Source organism: Pleomorphomonas koreensis DSM 23070 (assembly GCF_000425185.1).
GTDB classification, from domain to species: domain Bacteria; phylum Pseudomonadota; class Alphaproteobacteria; order Rhizobiales; family Pleomorphomonadaceae; genus Pleomorphomonas; species Pleomorphomonas koreensis.
This window is the reverse complement of record NZ_AULH01000021.1, coordinates 48,834-63,728: the sequence shown is the minus strand read 5'-3', so window position 1 is coordinate 63,728 and position 14,895 is coordinate 48,834. Positions and strand designations below refer to the sequence as shown.

The following is a 14,895-nucleotide window of genomic DNA, read 5'->3' as shown; positions in this document are numbered from 1 at the left end:
CGGTGACCGCCCGCGTCCGCCGATCGAAGGCGCGGGCGTAGCCCGGCCGGCCGTCCGCCGCCCAGGCGACGGCGTCGAGATGATCGAAGGCGGCCTCCGCCGTGGCGAGTGCGCCGGCCGGCGCGAGATCGAGATGGGCGGCATGGGCGAAGGTGTAGATCTGCCGCGCCGCCGTGCGGGTGCGGACGATGCCCGACAGCTGCGGCCCGCCGCCGATCTCCAGCCCCTCCATGAACTGGCCGGCCTCCCGGTCGAAGGCATGGTCGAGCCAGAGCGGCAGCAGTTCGTCGAGATAGCGGCGGGTGAAGCGGGAGGTGGACATGCGGCTTCCTGTCTTGCAAACAACGCTGCAACGCCCCGGCCACGCGTTCAGTTCCCGCCGTCCGGAAACGACAAAGCGCCCGAACCGGACAGGTTTCGAGCGCTCGACGTCGTCTGCATCCTGCGGTGGCGTGCGCCGCGGTCCGATCCTCAGAGATCGAAGGCCCGGTTGGCGCGGCGGCTGAGGTTGCGCTCGCGGGCTTCGAGGTCGTAGCGGTCGCCGGCTTCGTTGAGATAGGCCAGATCGCGCTCGGCAGGGGTGGGACCGCGGAGGAGCTTGGCGGTGCGCTTGAGGGTGGCGAACATCTCGGTCTTCCTTTCCTGGACCGGAGGCTTCCGGCCCGTTTCTCTCATCTCTCTTGACGCCCTCAATATAGGCCCGGCACCCGCCGCCGCCTAATCGCAACTTCTGAAAGCAACTTTCAGTTTCTCTATATGGAAACCTCCGCTGCTTCGGGCACCATGCTCGGTGTCGCCTGCGTCCCCTCTTCCCTCTTCAGCCGCCGCGACAGTCCGTCGACGACGCTGTAGACCGCCGGCACGACGATGAGACTGAGCAGCGTCGATAGCGCGAGGCCGCCGATCACCGTCAGGCCCATCGGCCGGCGGAAGCTCGGGTCGCCGCCCGACAGGCCGAGCACCACCGGCGCCATGCCGCCGATCATGGCCAGCGTTGTCATCACCACCGGCCGCGCCCGCTTGTGGCAGGCGTCGATCAGCGCATCCAGCCGGCTTTGTCCGGCCAGCCGCGCGGCGACGGCATATTCGACGATCAGGATGGAGTTCTTGGTGACGATGCCGACCAGCATCAGCATGCCGATCGCCGTCGCTATCGAGAAGCTGGTGCCGGTGACCACCAGCGGCAGCAGCGCGCCGCCGAGCGACAGCGGAATGGCGGTCAGGATGGTGAACGGCTGCAGGAAGTCGCGGAACAGCAGCACCAGCACGCCGTAGATGCAGAGGACCCCGACCACGAAGGCGAACAGGAAGCCGGAGAACATGCCGTCCATCCGCTCCACCTCGCCCTGGTCGACGAGCCGCACGCCGGCCGGCAGGTCGCGCGCCGCCGGCAGCGCCGTCACCTCTTCGGTCACCGCGCCGATGTTGCGGCCGTTGAGTTCGGCGCTGATGATGACGTTGCGCTCGCGGTCGAGACGGGTGATCGCCGTCGGTCCGGTGCGCATGGCGATGTCGGCGACGGCGCCGAGCGCGACGCTGCCGTCCTTGCCGCCGACCCTGAGGCTGGCGAGAGCCTCCGGGGCGCTGGCTGTGCTGGCGGGCAGACGCATGCGGATCGGCAATTGCCGCTCGCCGAGGTTGAGCTTGGGCAGGTTGGCGGCATAGTCGCCGGCCGAGGCGATGCGGACGGCGGCGGCGATGGCGGCCGGTGTCACGCCGAGGGCGCCGGCACGGGCGAGATCCGGCGCCACGGCGACTTCCGGCGCCTCCAGCGCCGCCGTCGAGGTCACCGCCCCGAGGCCCGGTATCGTCCTCATGCCGCTTTCGATGGCTCCGGCGGCGCGGCCGAGCGCCACCGCGTCGTTGCCGGCCAGCACCACGTCGAGCTTGACGCCGTCGGCGCTGCCGCCGACGGCGACGCGCACGCCCGGCAGGACGGCCAGGGCGTCGCGGATGTCCTGCTCGATCATCTGCTGCGAGCGCGGACGTTTCCCGTAGGGCGTCAGATCGACGGTGAACAGGGCGCTGGTCACGTCGGCATTCGCCACCGCATCCGGCCCGGCGCCGGCCACCGCGCCGGTGCCGACCCGCGTCAGCACCGAGCGGACGTCGGGCACGGCGCCGATCAGCTTCGCCGCCTGGCGTGCCGTCGCGTCGGTGGCGGCGAGGCTGCTGCCCGGCTGCAAGGTGATCTGAACGGTGGTCTGGGCGATGTCGGACGGCGGCACGAAGGCGGTGTCGAGAAGCGGTACCAGCGCGAAGGAAGCCGCCACGAACATCGCAGCGGCGACCAGCGTCGCCGCGCGATGGCCGAGACAAAGGCGGACCAGCCGCAGGTAGGCGCGCATGATCGGACCATCGGCGACCGGCGCCTGATCGGCCTTCGGCTTCAAGAGCTTGGCGGCCATCATCGGCGTCAGGAGGCGGGCGACCAGCAGCGAGGCCAGCACCGCCGCCGAGGCGGTGATGCCGAACTGGCGGAAGATCAGGCCGGGCACGTCGCCGATGAAGGCGGTGGGCAGGAACACGGCGACCAGCGTCAACGTGGTGGCGACCACGGCGAGGCCGATCTCCTGCGTCGCGGCGATGGTCGCCTCGCGCGGCGTGCCGCCGTTCCTGAGATGCCGCTCGATGTTCTCGACCTCGACGATGGCGTCGTCGACCAGCACGCCGATCACCAGCGACAGGGCGAGCAGCGACACCGAATTGAGGCTGAAGCCGAACCATTCCATCGCCATGAAGGCCGGGATCAGTGCCAGCGGCAGCGCCGCCGCCGCGACCAGCGTGGCGCGAAGCGAGCCGAGGAAGGCCCAGACCACCAGCACCGCCAGCCCGATGCCTTCGTAGAGCATGTGCATGGAGGCATGGTAGTCGTTGAGCGTGGCGTCGACGGTGGTCGTCGCCTCGGCGAGCCGCACCTCCGGGTGGTCGGCGGCGAGGCGGGCGACGGCGGCACGGGTGCCTTCGGCGACGTCGATGTCGGAATAGCCGTTGGAACGCTTGATCTCGACGGCGATCACCCTCTCGACGCCCTGATAGGCGAGGCTGGTGCGGTCGGCGTGCGCATCCTCCACCGTGGCGACCTCGCCGAGCGGCACCGAGGCGCCGCCGAGGAGCGGCAGAGGCAGGGCGCGGAGGGCGTCCACGCCGTTGGCGGCGGCGGTGAGGCGGATGGTGCTGCGGCTCATCGTCGTCTCGACGCGGCCGCCGGAGGCGTCGATCTGCGCGGCGCGCAACCGGTCGGCCACCTCGCCGATCGTCAGGCCGAAGGCGGCGAGCCGCGTCGGATCGACGGTGACCGCCACCTCGCGGTCGACGCCGCCGAGGCGGGCGATGTCGCCGACGCCCGGCACCGAGCGCAGGGCGCGGGCAAGGTCGTTGTCGACAAACCAGCTGAGCGTCGCCTCGTCGAGCCGGTCGGAGGCCGCGGTGAAGACCATCAGCGGCGTGTCCTGCACGGTCTGGCGGGAGACGCCCGGCGTCTCCATGTCGGCGGGCAGATCGGCCCGGACGCCGTCGACGGCGTTGCGGACCTCTTCGAGCGCCGCCTGCGGGTCCTTGTCGATCGGGAACTCGACGATAACAGAGGCGCGGCCGTCGTCGATGCGGGTGGTGATGTGGTTGAGCTTGCCAAGCGTCGCCACCTTGTCCTCGATCTTGCGCACCGCGTCGGTTTCGAGCTGGTCGGGCGCCGCGCCGTCCAGCCGGCAGTCGATGAACACCAGCGGCAGGTCGAGGTCGGGGAAGCTCTGCACGGCGAGCCGCGAGAAGGAGATCAGGCCGCCGGTGAGCAGCAGCACGAACATCAGGACGACCGGCACCGGATTGCGGACGGCCCAGGCGGAGACATTCATGGCGTCACCTCCGTGGCGGCGATGGTGACGGCGGCGCCGTCGAACAGGAAGGCGACGCCGCTCTCGGCCACCGCCGTTTCGGCATCGAGGCCGGAGACGATCTCGACGCGGCCGCCGCGCCGGGCGCCGGTGACGACGGCGCGCCGCGTCACCGTGCCGTCCGGCGCCACGGCGAACACGAAGCTGCCGCCGTCTCTCAGCAGCAGCGCGCTGTCCGGCAGGGTCGGCACGTCGCGCCGGCCGGTCTCGATGCCGCCGGCGAAATAGGAGCCGGGCCGGATCTCGCCGGTGGCCGGCAGGTCGACATAGACCGTCGCCCGGCCTGAGCCGGCGTTCAGCGTCGGCGCCACCAGGCGCACCATGCCGATCGCCATGCCGCGATCGCCTTCGACCAGCGTCGCCGTCATGCCGCGCTCGATGCGGGCGGCGGCATCGGCCGGCACCTCGGCCCGCCACTCCACCCGGTTGCGGCGGAGGAGGCGATAGAGTTCCGAGCCGGCCGGAACCACCGCGCCGAGCACGGCGGGCCGCGCCGAGACGACGCCGTCGTCGGGAGCGCGCAGCGTCGCCTTGTCGAGCCGCAGCCGGCGGGCCGAAAGCTCCGCCTCGGCCGCGGTGGCGTTGGCGGCGGCGATGCGCTCGTTGACGCCGGCCGCCTCCAGCTCGCGTTTCGACTGGCCGCCGCTCGAACCGAGCATTTCCGCCCGCCGTGCGTCCGACCGCGCCAGTTCGAGGGCGGCGTGGGCGCTGTCCACGGCCGCCACGCCGGCGGCGACGGCCGCCTTGAGCTGATCGTCGGCGAGGCGGGCGACCACCTGCCCCTTGGTCACGCTGTCGCCGACGTCGACCAGGAGGTCGTCGACGCGATAGTCGCCGATTTCGGTGGCGATCGACGCTTCGCCCCAGGCGGCCACCCAGCCGGCGGCCGGGATGGTGTCGGTCCAGCTCTGTTGCTCGGCGTGGATCGGCCGCACGGTCAGTATGGGCCGCTCGCCGGCCACGGCGTCGTGGCTGGCGGCAAGGGCGAGTGGAACGATCAGCGCCAGCAGGGCGGCGGCTCGGAGTTGCATGTTGGTCTCCGTCAATGGATGGCTTCGGCCGGCGCTGCCTTCGGCATCAGTGCCACCAGCGGCAGGCTGAGCACCAGAAGGCCGGCGATGGCCGCAAGGCAGGCTGTCAGGGCGCCGGGGCCGCCGAAGGCGATCCGTCCGGCCAGAAAGGCGGAACTCATGGTGGCCATGCCGGCGCTGGCCGCCAGTTGCTGGATGGCGCTGAGCGAGCCGCTGGCGCTGCCGGCCTCATCCGGCGAGGTGTCGCCGAGCGCGATGTCGTAGATGGTGCCGAAGCAGCTGCCCATGCCGAGCCCCAGCACGAACAGCGCTGCCGAGAGGCCGAACGTGCCGCTGCCGTCCTGGAGAGCTAGCGCCAGCAGCGCCGCCCCGACAAGCGTGACGACCAGCCCGGCGGTGACCAGTTGGCGGCCGAGGCGCGGGATCAGCGCCATGCCGGCCGCCGAGGCGACGATGATGCCGAGGGTCATCGGCACCATGCGCAGCGCCGCTGCCGAGGGCGACGCGCCGAGCGTGCCTTGCAGGAACAGCGACACGATGAAGACGAGGCCGTTCACCGCCGCGAAGAAGACGAAGCCGACGACGAGGCCGGAGACGAAGCCGCGGCTGCGGAACAGCGACGGCAGGATCAGCGGATCGGCCGCCGTCGCCTGCCGCCAGCCGAAGGCGGAAAACAGCACCAGCGCCGCGCCGATCGACAGACCGGCCGCTTCGGTCCATCCCGAGCTGGCGCCGTCGATCAGGCCGTAGATCGCCGCCAGCATGGCCAGGCCGAGCAGCACCGCGCCGGGGCCGTCGAGGCGGACCGCCGGCCGGGCGGGCGTTTCCGGCAGCACCTTCAGCGCGGCGACGAAGCCGAGGCCGCCGAGGACGATGTTGATCAGGAACATCGGCCGCCAGCCGAGGCCGGCGATATCGGCATCGATGATCAGGCCGCCGACGATCGGCCCGGCGATGGCCGAAAGACCGAGCACCGGCCCGAAGGCGCTGAAGGCCATGCCCAACTGCTCGCGCGGGAAGGTGGTGGTCAGGATGGCCATGCCCTGCGGGATCAGCAGCGCCCCGAAGGCGCCCTGTACGAAGCGGGATGCGATCAGCGGCACCGGGCCGGTCGAAAGGCCGCAGGCGAGCGAGGCCAGAGTGAAGCCGGCGATGCCCGTCAGGAACAGCCGGCGCTGTCCGTAGCGGTCGCCGAGCCGGCCGCCCAGCACTAGGAATACACCGAGCGCCAACGCATAGGCGGTGCCGAGCCAGCTGATGAAGGCCTCGCCGCCGCCGAGGTCGCGGGCGATCGATGGCGCGGCGATACTGGTGAGCGTGCCGTCGATGAGGTCGAGCATATCGGCGGCGAGCACCACGGCGAGGACGGCGACAAGGCTAGGCCCCCGGATCTGACGGGAAGAAGACAATGAACTATCCTTTCCGCCGGCGTGTGTGCGGCCGGCATCCGGAAAACGACAAGGTTTCAGCGTTCGCGGACGCTGGGGCATCCGCGGCGGGCGATTTCGGTCAGGAGAAAACGGATGTCGGCGTCAGCCGCCGGCAATCAGCTTCGTCGGAATATCGGCGGATGGTCTCCCGGTACCGGCGGGGTGGCGGCGAGCACGCCGTCGATCAGCACGTTGACAGCCCATTCGAAGCGCTGGATGCCGTCGCCGCCGAACAGCAGCAGCGGATCGATTGCCGCGAGGTTGGGATAGAGGATGGGGTCCGCCGCCTCGATGGCATCCGCCGTGGCGGCGATCTTGCTCTCGTGCTGGTCGGAACTCTGCTCGGCCGCCGTGGCGGTCGCAAAATGCATCATCAGGTCGATCGCCCAGGCAGCGGAGGCGTCTGCAACGCCGCCCTGCCGCAGCAGCTTCAGCAGCGCATCGGCCATCCGCAGTGAATTCGGGCCATTCGATCGGGCGAACAGCGACAGCCGGGCAATGCCGGGATGGCTGAAGAGTCGCTCGGTGTAGGTCATCAGCAGCCGGACCAGTTGTCTTCGCCAGTCGGCCGCGTCGACGGCCGCACCCGGACGTTCGGTGGCGGCTTCCGGAACGCCGGCTATCAGCGCGTCGAGCAACTGCGCGTGCAGGTCCTCGGTGTTGCGGACGTAGACGTAAAGCGAGGCCGGGCCGGTATCGAGGCGACTGGCGATGGCCCGCATCGTCACCTTCTCCAGGCCCTCCTCGTTGAGCACGGCCAGCGCTGTGGCGATGATCAGCTCACGCGTCAGCGCCGCCTTGGCAGGGCGGTCGCGGCGGCTGATGGGACGGGCGGCGGTGGATGGCGGTTTCAGTGTCATGTCGACCTTATAACGAACGTGTTCGTTACGATCAAGTTCGATTTGTTGTTGGCGTATGAAATCTACCCCGGACGGCAAAAGGGGAGTGACATGCGGCGGCGAACCCGCCGCTCGTCGTTAGGGCGGTCATTGTTCGTCTCCGGGCGTGTCGGTGTCGTTCGGAGTGAGGTTGCTGGACGCGCGCTTGAGCAAGGACAGCAACAGGCTGGCGTCGTCCGCGCTGAAGCCGGCAAGAAGGCGCTCGTTGCCTTTGAGAAGAATGGCCTTGCTGCGGGGCAGGATTTCCTGGCACGCCGCGGTGAGTTCTATCAGCTGTATGCGCCGGTTGGCGGGGTGGGGCCGGCGGCGGATCAGGCCGTCGCGTTCGAGGCGCGAGAGGGTTTGCGCCATGGACGGCTGTTCGACGTGGAGCAACCGCGCCAGATCCGCCTGCGTTATCGCGGCTCCCGACTTCAAAGCCGCCAGCACCGGCAGACTGCCGATCCCCACGCCCAGAGGGCGCAGCTCGGCCTCCGCCAGACGCGTCAGCTCCTTCGCCAACTGCTTGATGAGGAAGGAGGGCGTGCCCAGCGGATCGAATTCGATGTCTTCGGGATCGTTGCGCTTTTCCAATTGCATCCATCCTCAAGGGGTATAATAGGTGCCTATTATATCACATCAGCCGAATGGTCAAGTAGGTTCGATCCCGGCCGATGCTGGTATGCCCGTCAACCGGTCTGTCCGGTCGATGGATGGTTGCAGAGGGAGGCGATACGGTCGCGGTTCTCGGGGACTCCTGCCCAGGCTTGGCAGCAGGCCTCGATGATGGCGCCTTGGTCGTCGAGGACGCGCGGACAGGCCTCCTGAGGACGAGCCGCCGATGGGTCTCCGGGCGGGAGGACAGCGACGACAAGGGGGGCGGTATCGGCGGGTCGGCGGCCAATTGGCGCGGGGAAGTGGTTCAGCGGCCTTTCCGTCTCCTGGCGATCTCGGCGGCGTCGAGGGCGATTAGTCTTTCCTCCTTTCCCGGCCGCCGGCCACCACCATCTCGGCGTCGCCGGCCCTGATCATCCGCGCCCCCGCCAGCGCCGCCTGGCGAACAGCATGGCCGTGGTTTCACTCGCCGGAACTGGAGCCCGTGACGATGGCGGATGCTCATCGAACGGAAGGGGTATCGGAAGGTCTTTTTTCTTGGACGGTCATGCCGGCAGGGCATAACTACGCCAGCCCCGGCCGGCGTCTCTCGCATTATGGCCAAGTCATCAAGGACTTGTTGCGGATATCGCGATTCCGGATTCGGCGCTTTGCTGCCGGGTGTCCTGAATCCCGGGCTGAAACGGTTAAGTCGTACAATTTTATGCGAACAAGCACTTTTAACAAAAGAAAATTTTAAACCCTCATCATGTTATAAAAACTTATTCACAGAGCCGGGCAGTCCCCATAATTGGGTTCCAGGAAAAGACGTAATGAGCCGTTCTGGCATAAGGGTCCATCTGGTGGCAGACCAGCCGGAGCAGGCCACTCCTTTCCTGCGTGGGCTTCACGCGCTGGGATTTGCCGTCAATGAACTGCCTCCCCGCAGGGAAGACATCTCGGAGATCGGCCGGAACGACGTTCTCGTCATCCTGGGCCAGTACGGAATCGACGCCAACAGTCCCGGCAGGCTGCGCACCCTCTGCGGCGAGCGTCGCGCCCGGACGGTGCTGTTTCTGGACAGCATGAAGCCGGATTCCTTCGCGGCCTTCGAGCGGGAGGGCTTCTCCTGCATCAACATGACCACCACCAGGACGACGCAGAACCTCGTCAGCCTGGTGGCGCAGATCGATGCCCACGCCGTCTACCAGGCGTCGCGGACGGTCGCCATGCGGACGTCGATGACCAACCGGATCGCCGGCTCGGTCGTCGATCTGTTCAGCCGGCTGCGCGCCAGGCCGGTGGCGCCGACGATCGAGGAGTCCAGCCGCCAGCGGCGGGCCATGGACGAGTTGATCGGCCTGTCGCCGATGTCGGTGTGGATCGACCTCATCCAGAACTATCACGACGGCACCGCCCAGCATTGCTCGCTGGTCTCGGGCTATGCGCTGGCCTTCGCGCGCGTGCTCGGCTTCGGCGACCGCGAGACCGGGCGCCTGTTCGGCGCCGCCTTCTTCCACGATGTCGGCAAGGCGATGATTCCGCTCGAGATCCTCGACAAGCCCGGCCAGCTCGAGCCCGAAGAGTGGGAGATCATGAAGCGGCACGTGCTCTACAGCTACGACATCCTGTCGCGCGACGAGAACACGGCCGGCGAGATCGCCCGCGTCGCCCGCGACCATCATGAATATCTCGATGGCTCCGGCTATCCGAACGGCATCGCGGCCGACGGGATCGACGATCTGACGCGGATCATCACCATCTGCGACATCTTCGCGGCGCTTACCGAGAAGCGGGCCTACAAGCCGCCCAAGCCGCCGGAAGAGGCCTACGCGATCCTGAGTTCGATGGCCGGACAAAAGCTCGACCCGGACCTGGTGCGCGTTTTCGAGAAAGTTGCCGTGGAGTGCGAGACCGGTCGTCCGGCACTGGCCCTGGTCGCCTGACCGGGGCCGGCCGGCGGACCGGCGAGTGGGGGTTCCCATGTCGTTCGAGGGCAAGCGATGCTGAATCTGAGCGCCCTGATCGTCGACGATTCGGCGATCGTCCGGACGCAGTTGCGGGGCGAGATCGGCGCCGTCGCGCCCGAATGCCACGTCTATGAATGCAGCGGCGTGCTGGAGGCCGGGCGCTTTCTGCTGCGCAGCGTGCCGGATGTCCTGTTCCTCGACCTCAACATGCCGCACATCAACGGCATCGAACTCCTGAAGCGCTTCGATGCCGTGCTCGGCAGCCGGCGGCCGCCGATCGTCGTCTCCATCTCCTCGGACATGTCGCCGCCGACCTTGCAGGCGCTGAAGGAGCGCGGCGCCTATGCCCTGTTGCCCAAGCCCTTCGACAGGGCGGAAGTGGCGATGATCCTGCTGCGGGTCGTGACAATGGTGCAGCGGCGGCGCGTGATGATCGTCGACGACAGCGCCACCGTCCGCACGGTGGTCCGGCGGATCGTCGAGCACAGCCGCTTCAATCTCGACATCGAGGAAGCCGCCAACGGTGCCGAAGCCATCCGCCTGGTCCGCAGCCAGCGCTTCGACATCGCCTTCATCGACGTCGAGATGCCGGGCATCAACGGGCTCGAAGCGGCGGGCGAACTGCTCTATTCCTCCGGCGAGACGCACGTCGTCCTGATGTCGGGCAACGGCGACGAGGCGATCCGCCGGGCGGCTGCCCATATCGGCGTGCAGTTCTTCCTGAAGAAGCCCTTCTACGCCAGGGACATCGACGAGGTGCTGAACAGCCTCTACAGTCTCGGCGACACCGCCTTCGTGTCGCACCGGACCCCCGAGACCTTCGAGGACCCCGATCTTCAGTCGGTCCTGTGGCTGGACGATTGAGGCAAGTCCGGCATAAGCGGGGTTTCAGGGCAGCCGTTCCATCCGCCGCGCCGCCGCCTCAAGGCTTTCTTGGCGCGACGTCCGCCGGCGCGGTGTCGACCCTGGCGATCACCGACATGCCCGGCCGCAGCCGTTCCGCCAGCGGCTGGCCTTCCAGCAGGCGGATGCGCACCGGGATGCGCTGCACCACCTTGGTGAAGTTGCCGCTGGCGTTGTCGGCCTTGAGCACGCTGAACTCGGACCCGGTGGCCGGCGCCAGGTCCTCGACCACGCCGTGCAGGGCGGCGCCGTCCAGCCCGTCGACCTCGATGGTCGCCTGCTGCCCCACCGCCATCTGGGCGGTCTGCGTTTCCTTGTAGTTGGCGACGATCCAGCGGGCCGGCGGCACCAGGAACATCAGCTGCGTGCCCGCCGCCACATACTGCCCCTTGCGCACCGAGCTTTCGCTGATCTGGCCGTCGGCCGGGGCGGCGATCACCGTGTTGCCGAGGTTGATGCGGGCGAGGTCGACGGTCGCCTCGGCGGCGTGCACCTGGGCCGCCAACCCCGAGCGCGACACGTCGGTGGCCCGCACCTGCGCTTCCGCCAGGCTGACGTTGGCCTCGGCCGCCGCCACGCCGGCCTCGGCGACCTTGAGATTGGCAACGGCGCTGTCGAGGTCCGTCTCGGCGCGAATCCCCTTCTGGGTGAGGGAGTTGACGCGCTCGTAGCTGGCCTTGGCCTGGGCGAGCTGGGCCGCCGCCTGATCGAGCGCGGCCTTGCGCACGGCGACGGTGGCGACGGTCTGGGCCATGGTCTGGTCGACGTTGGCGAGCGAGGCCCTGGCGATGTCGAGCTGCGCCTCGGCCTGCTCCAGCTGCTGGCGGTAGATGCGGTCATCGACCCGGACCAGCGGCTCTCCGACCGTCACAACCTGGTAGTCCCGCACCGGCACGTCGGTCACGTAGCCGCTGACCTGCGAGGCCAGCGCCGTGACCTGTCCGCGCACATAGGCGTTCTCGGTCACCTCGATGGTGCTGGTGAACGGCCAGAGGTGCCAGGCCCACAACACGGCGGCCGCACCGGCGAGCGCCACCAGCAGCATGGCGACCACCGTGGCAACGCCGGCCTTGGCAACCTTGGGCGGCGGCGCGGGCCGCTGGGACGGCGCCGCATCGGTGGTCTCGCTATCCATGCTGCGACGGGCATGGGCGGTGACCGCGGTGGTCGATTCCGGCGCGGGCGGGCGGACGCGTTGGTTCATTGCGGAAGGGTCCTGAGTTTGCGCGATCGCCTGTAGCGGGCGACGGACAGGCGGCGGCGGGTCAGCCGGCCGGCCTTCTCGACGCCGCCGGTCAGGACGCGGAGGATGTCGCTGGCGAAGGTCCAGAACAGGAAGCCGAAAGCGATCAGGCTGTTGAGAAGCGAGGCATCGTTGTAGGCCCGCACGTTGGCCTCGCGCGTCGCCACCTGGGCCAGCAAGGCCCGGGCCTGGATGTCGCGCCGCGCCGGATCGACGATCGTTTTGGCATAAGCGCCCTGGTAGAGCTTGATCCTCTGCGCCACCTGAGGATCGGCCGGATCGAGCGTGGCGACGAGGGCCGCCGAATACTCATGCTCCCGGTAGAGCTGATAGGTGCCGAGCACCGCCGGTCCGGCAAGGCCGCCGATACCCTGCGACAGGCTGAACAGCACCGAGAAGGTGACGATGTGATCGGCACCGCGCGCCAGTGCCTTGGTGATGCCCATAAGCAGCAGCGGCCCCATGAACATGCCGGTGGCGAGCGAGATCATCAGCTGGCTGAGGTAGACGTCGTGCGGCCGGGTGAGGTTGGTGGCGCTGTGCTCGAGGTAGCTGCCGGCGATCACCAGGGCGATCGACACGCCGAGGATGGCCAGTATCCGCCTGGGACCGAACATCAGCGCCGAGATCGCCGCGCCGGCGATGGTGCCGACCAGTATGATGGCATAGAGGGGCTGCAACTGGTCCGGGCCCATGCCGAGCGTCCTCAGCAGGCCCGGCGCCATGTAGCTCTGCTCGGAGAGCAGAAAGCGCATGCCGACCGCCCCCATGCCGAACCGGAAGGCATCACCGGTGCCGAGCCAGCGGGTCATGACAAGGGGATGGGCTCGATAGTGTTCGATCAGTCCGGCCACGATCGCCATCGCCAGGGCGGCAATGACCGCATAGGCCATCCACGGATTGTCCTCCCACCATTCATAGCGCATCTGCGCGAACACGGCGCCCACCAGGGCGATGGCCGGCGCCAGCAGGGCGAAGGACAGAAAGTCGAGCGGCTCGAAGGTGCGGATGCGGATGCCCTGCGGCAGCTTGACGACGACGATCGCCGCGAAGCTGAGCAGCGCCATGCCCAGCTCAAGCCGGTAGATCTCCCGGAAGTCGCCGGTACTGGCCAGCGCCGGCGACAGGACCCAGGCGAGCGGCGTCATGGCCTGCATCAGCCCAAGGGCAAGGCAAAGGGCGCGGCCGAGATGCTTCAGCGGGAAAGCCTGCATCAGGTAGAACATGCCGAGCGCGCTCATCGGCGCGGCGGCAAAGCCGGCCACGGCGCGCAGCAGCAGCGCCGTCGGATAATCGGCGGCCACGAGGTGCAGCACGCAGATGACGACGTAGGCGGCAATGCCGGCCTCGGCGAAATGCCGGATGCCGAACCTCTGCCGGCATTTGTACAGCACGAGGTTGGCCGAGGCATTGAACATGACATAGACCGCCGACAGCCACGCCGCCTCCGACGGGGTCAGGCCGAGATGGCCCTGGATGTTCTGCAGATTGGCGGCGACCAGACCGGTGCCGAGGCCGCTGGTCGGGATGACCAGCAGCCCGACCAGGCCGTAGGCGAGGCGGCGCCCGGGCGAGTGCTTGACGAGGGCCGGCGAGCCCGGCATGCGGGGCCGTTCCTCGGGGTCCCAGTCGGGCAGGGGATCGAGCGGCTGCTGGTTCACGCCGCGGCCTCGCGGGCGCCGCCGCCGGCGCGCGGCCGCAGGCCCTCGATCATCAGCTCGAAGGCACGCAGGCTGAGCCGGGCCTGCTCGTCGGCGGTGCGGCCGCGCAAGGCAGAGCCGAGCATGCTGACCAGCAGCGTCACGTCATCGACCTGGATGTCGGGCCGGCAGGCGCCTGCCTCGACGGCGCGGAAGATCAGCGGCGAGAAGATCTGGTGGAAGCGTTCGCGCACTCGCCGTACCTCCGGCGCGGTGCGGTCGAGCACGCGCCAGTAGTCGATCAGCGACGAACGGGCATGGATGCGTTCGGCATGGAAGCGCAGCAGGACGAAGAAGGCGTCGTCGCGCTCGCCGAGTTCGTCGGCCTTGGCTGCGGTCTCCTCGATTCCCCGCTCCAGGAGAGCGACGATCAGGTGGTGACGGTCCGGGAAGTGCCGGTAGAGCGTCGCCCGTCCGACGCCGGCCTTCCGGCAGACGAGATCGAGCGGCGCGGTGATTCCCTGGCTGGCGAAAATGATATCGGCCGCATCGAGGATATCCGAATGGTTCTCCTCGGCGTCTTTCCTGAGCTTTGTCATGGGTCTCAAATCAGACAGAAGAGTCCGTTTGTCAATGTCAGCGGTCCTTACATTGGGCTTGGCGGCTATGACGAGTGCGTGAATATACGCAGAAAAAGCGGTGGATCGCGCAATTCCAGCTGTCTCGCCAGCCGACCGGCTGTCGCCAGTCCTTTAAAAGGACAAAAATGTCCTTGTTGTCTCGGTTGCGATGGCCGCCACCGTCCATCTGCCGCGAAGTTTCGATCGGACCCGCCGATACGCGGCGACCGTCTGCGTGCGTCCGGGGCGTAGCTGCAAGGGCCGGACCGCCGGCATCTATGCCGAGAAGCTGGCCGAGGAGGGCGCCCTTGCCTTCGCCGCTTCCATCCAGGGCGCGAGCGGCGGCAGGCCGGCATCGAGGCCGTCGAGGACTACCGAACCCGGCGCGGCCAGAACGCCCGCACGCCGAACAAGCTGCGCTTCCCCAGCCTGGCCGGGATCCTCGCCTTCGATGCCTTCCATCTGGTGGAGGACCTGCTGACCCAGCCGGTCCAGATCGTCACCGGCAGCGTGCCCGGCGGGTTCGGCTCGATGCAGGAAGGCCGGAGGGTCTTCGAGCGGATCACCGGCGAAAAGGATCTGGTCGTTGTCGAAGGGGCAAGCCGCTACGATCTCTACGACCGGCCGGCGCTGGTCGCCAAGGTGGTAGCCGGGTACCGGGCGTATTTCAAACTCAGGGCTTCCCGATAGGCG

At 68.5% G+C, this 14,895-nt stretch carries 13 protein-coding genes and 1 pseudogene; 3 read left to right on the top strand and 11 right to left on the bottom strand.

All coding sequences use genetic code 11. The features are described from left to right. From H512_RS27905 to H512_RS0117140, 7 genes and pseudogenes are all read right to left on the bottom strand, one after another. Nucleotides 1-322: pseudogene (locus H512_RS27905) on the bottom strand (AGE family epimerase/isomerase); the annotation flags it as partial. A gap of 149 nt (nucleotides 323-471) precedes the next feature. Further along, a complete protein-coding gene (locus H512_RS27105) occupies nucleotides 472-627 on the bottom strand; it encodes a DUF3563 domain-containing protein (RefSeq protein ID WP_156899553.1) in 156 nt (51 codons plus the stop codon). A gap of 125 nt (nucleotides 628-752) precedes the next feature. Beyond that, nucleotides 753-3,854 carry an efflux RND transporter permease subunit gene (locus tag H512_RS24610; RefSeq protein WP_053239997.1) on the bottom strand — a complete coding sequence of 1,034 codons (3,102 nt, stop codon included), beginning with the start codon at nucleotides 3,852-3,854 and terminating at the stop codon, nucleotides 753-755. Continuing rightward, nucleotides 3,851-4,924, bottom strand: a complete 1,074-nt coding sequence (locus H512_RS0117155; RefSeq protein ID WP_026784497.1) for an efflux RND transporter periplasmic adaptor subunit — start codon at nucleotides 4,922-4,924, stop codon at nucleotides 3,851-3,853. Before H512_RS0117155 ends, H512_RS24610 begins: the two co-directional genes overlap by 4 nt. An 11-nt stretch (nucleotides 4,925-4,935) precedes the next feature. Next, nucleotides 4,936-6,333 (bottom strand): MFS transporter, encoded by a 1,398-nt coding sequence (locus tag H512_RS0117150; protein ID WP_026784496.1) that lies wholly within the window; start codon nucleotides 6,331-6,333, stop codon nucleotides 4,936-4,938. Between the two features lie 137 nt (nucleotides 6,334-6,470). Continuing rightward, complete coding sequence (locus tag H512_RS24605) at nucleotides 6,471-7,214, bottom strand: TetR/AcrR family transcriptional regulator (protein ID WP_036792330.1); 744 nt, start codon at nucleotides 7,212-7,214, stop codon at nucleotides 6,471-6,473. A gap of 126 nt (nucleotides 7,215-7,340) precedes the next feature. Further along, complete coding sequence (locus tag H512_RS0117140) at nucleotides 7,341-7,826, bottom strand: MarR family winged helix-turn-helix transcriptional regulator (RefSeq protein WP_169507173.1); 486 nt, start codon at nucleotides 7,824-7,826, stop codon at nucleotides 7,341-7,343. A gap of 833 nt (nucleotides 7,827-8,659) precedes the next feature. Here H512_RS0117140 and H512_RS25970 point away from each other — a divergent pair. Both H512_RS25970 and H512_RS0117130 read left to right on the top strand, forming a co-directional pair. Further along, complete coding sequence (locus H512_RS25970; protein WP_053239996.1) at nucleotides 8,660-9,772, top strand: HD-GYP domain-containing protein; 1,113 nt, start codon at nucleotides 8,660-8,662, stop codon at nucleotides 9,770-9,772. Nucleotides 9,773-9,829: 57 nt separating this feature from the next. Beyond that, a complete protein-coding gene (locus H512_RS0117130) occupies nucleotides 9,830-10,660 on the top strand; it encodes a response regulator (protein ID WP_026784494.1) in 831 nt (276 codons plus the stop codon). 58 nt (nucleotides 10,661-10,718) lie between these two features. Here H512_RS0117130 and H512_RS0117125 read toward each other — a convergent pair whose 3' ends face one another. From H512_RS0117125 to H512_RS27670, 4 genes are all read right to left on the bottom strand, one after another. Beyond that, a complete protein-coding gene (locus H512_RS0117125; protein WP_210162717.1) occupies nucleotides 10,719-11,744 on the bottom strand; it encodes an HlyD family secretion protein in 1,026 nt (341 codons plus the stop codon). 155 nt (nucleotides 11,745-11,899) lie between these two features. Continuing rightward, nucleotides 11,900-13,603 carry an MFS transporter gene (locus tag H512_RS24595; protein ID WP_245585441.1) on the bottom strand — a complete coding sequence of 568 codons (1,704 nt, stop codon included), beginning with the start codon at nucleotides 13,601-13,603 and terminating at the stop codon, nucleotides 11,900-11,902. Further along, nucleotides 13,600-14,181, bottom strand: a complete 582-nt coding sequence (locus H512_RS24590; RefSeq protein ID WP_036792327.1) for a TetR/AcrR family transcriptional regulator — start codon at nucleotides 14,179-14,181, stop codon at nucleotides 13,600-13,602. Before H512_RS24590 ends, H512_RS24595 begins: the two co-directional genes overlap by 4 nt. Nucleotides 14,182-14,478: 297 nt before the next feature. Beyond that, nucleotides 14,479-14,664: a hypothetical protein gene (locus H512_RS27670; RefSeq protein WP_026784492.1), complete on the bottom strand. Its 186-nt coding sequence runs from the start codon at nucleotides 14,662-14,664 to the stop codon at nucleotides 14,479-14,481. A gap of 3 nt (nucleotides 14,665-14,667) precedes the next feature. Here H512_RS27670 and H512_RS27665 point away from each other — a divergent pair, with 3 nt between their 5' ends. Continuing rightward, entirely contained in the window at nucleotides 14,668-14,892 is a 225-nt protein-coding gene (locus H512_RS27665; protein ID WP_026784491.1) for an alpha/beta hydrolase family protein, read from the top strand. Nucleotides 14,893-14,895 lie beyond the last annotated feature (3 nt).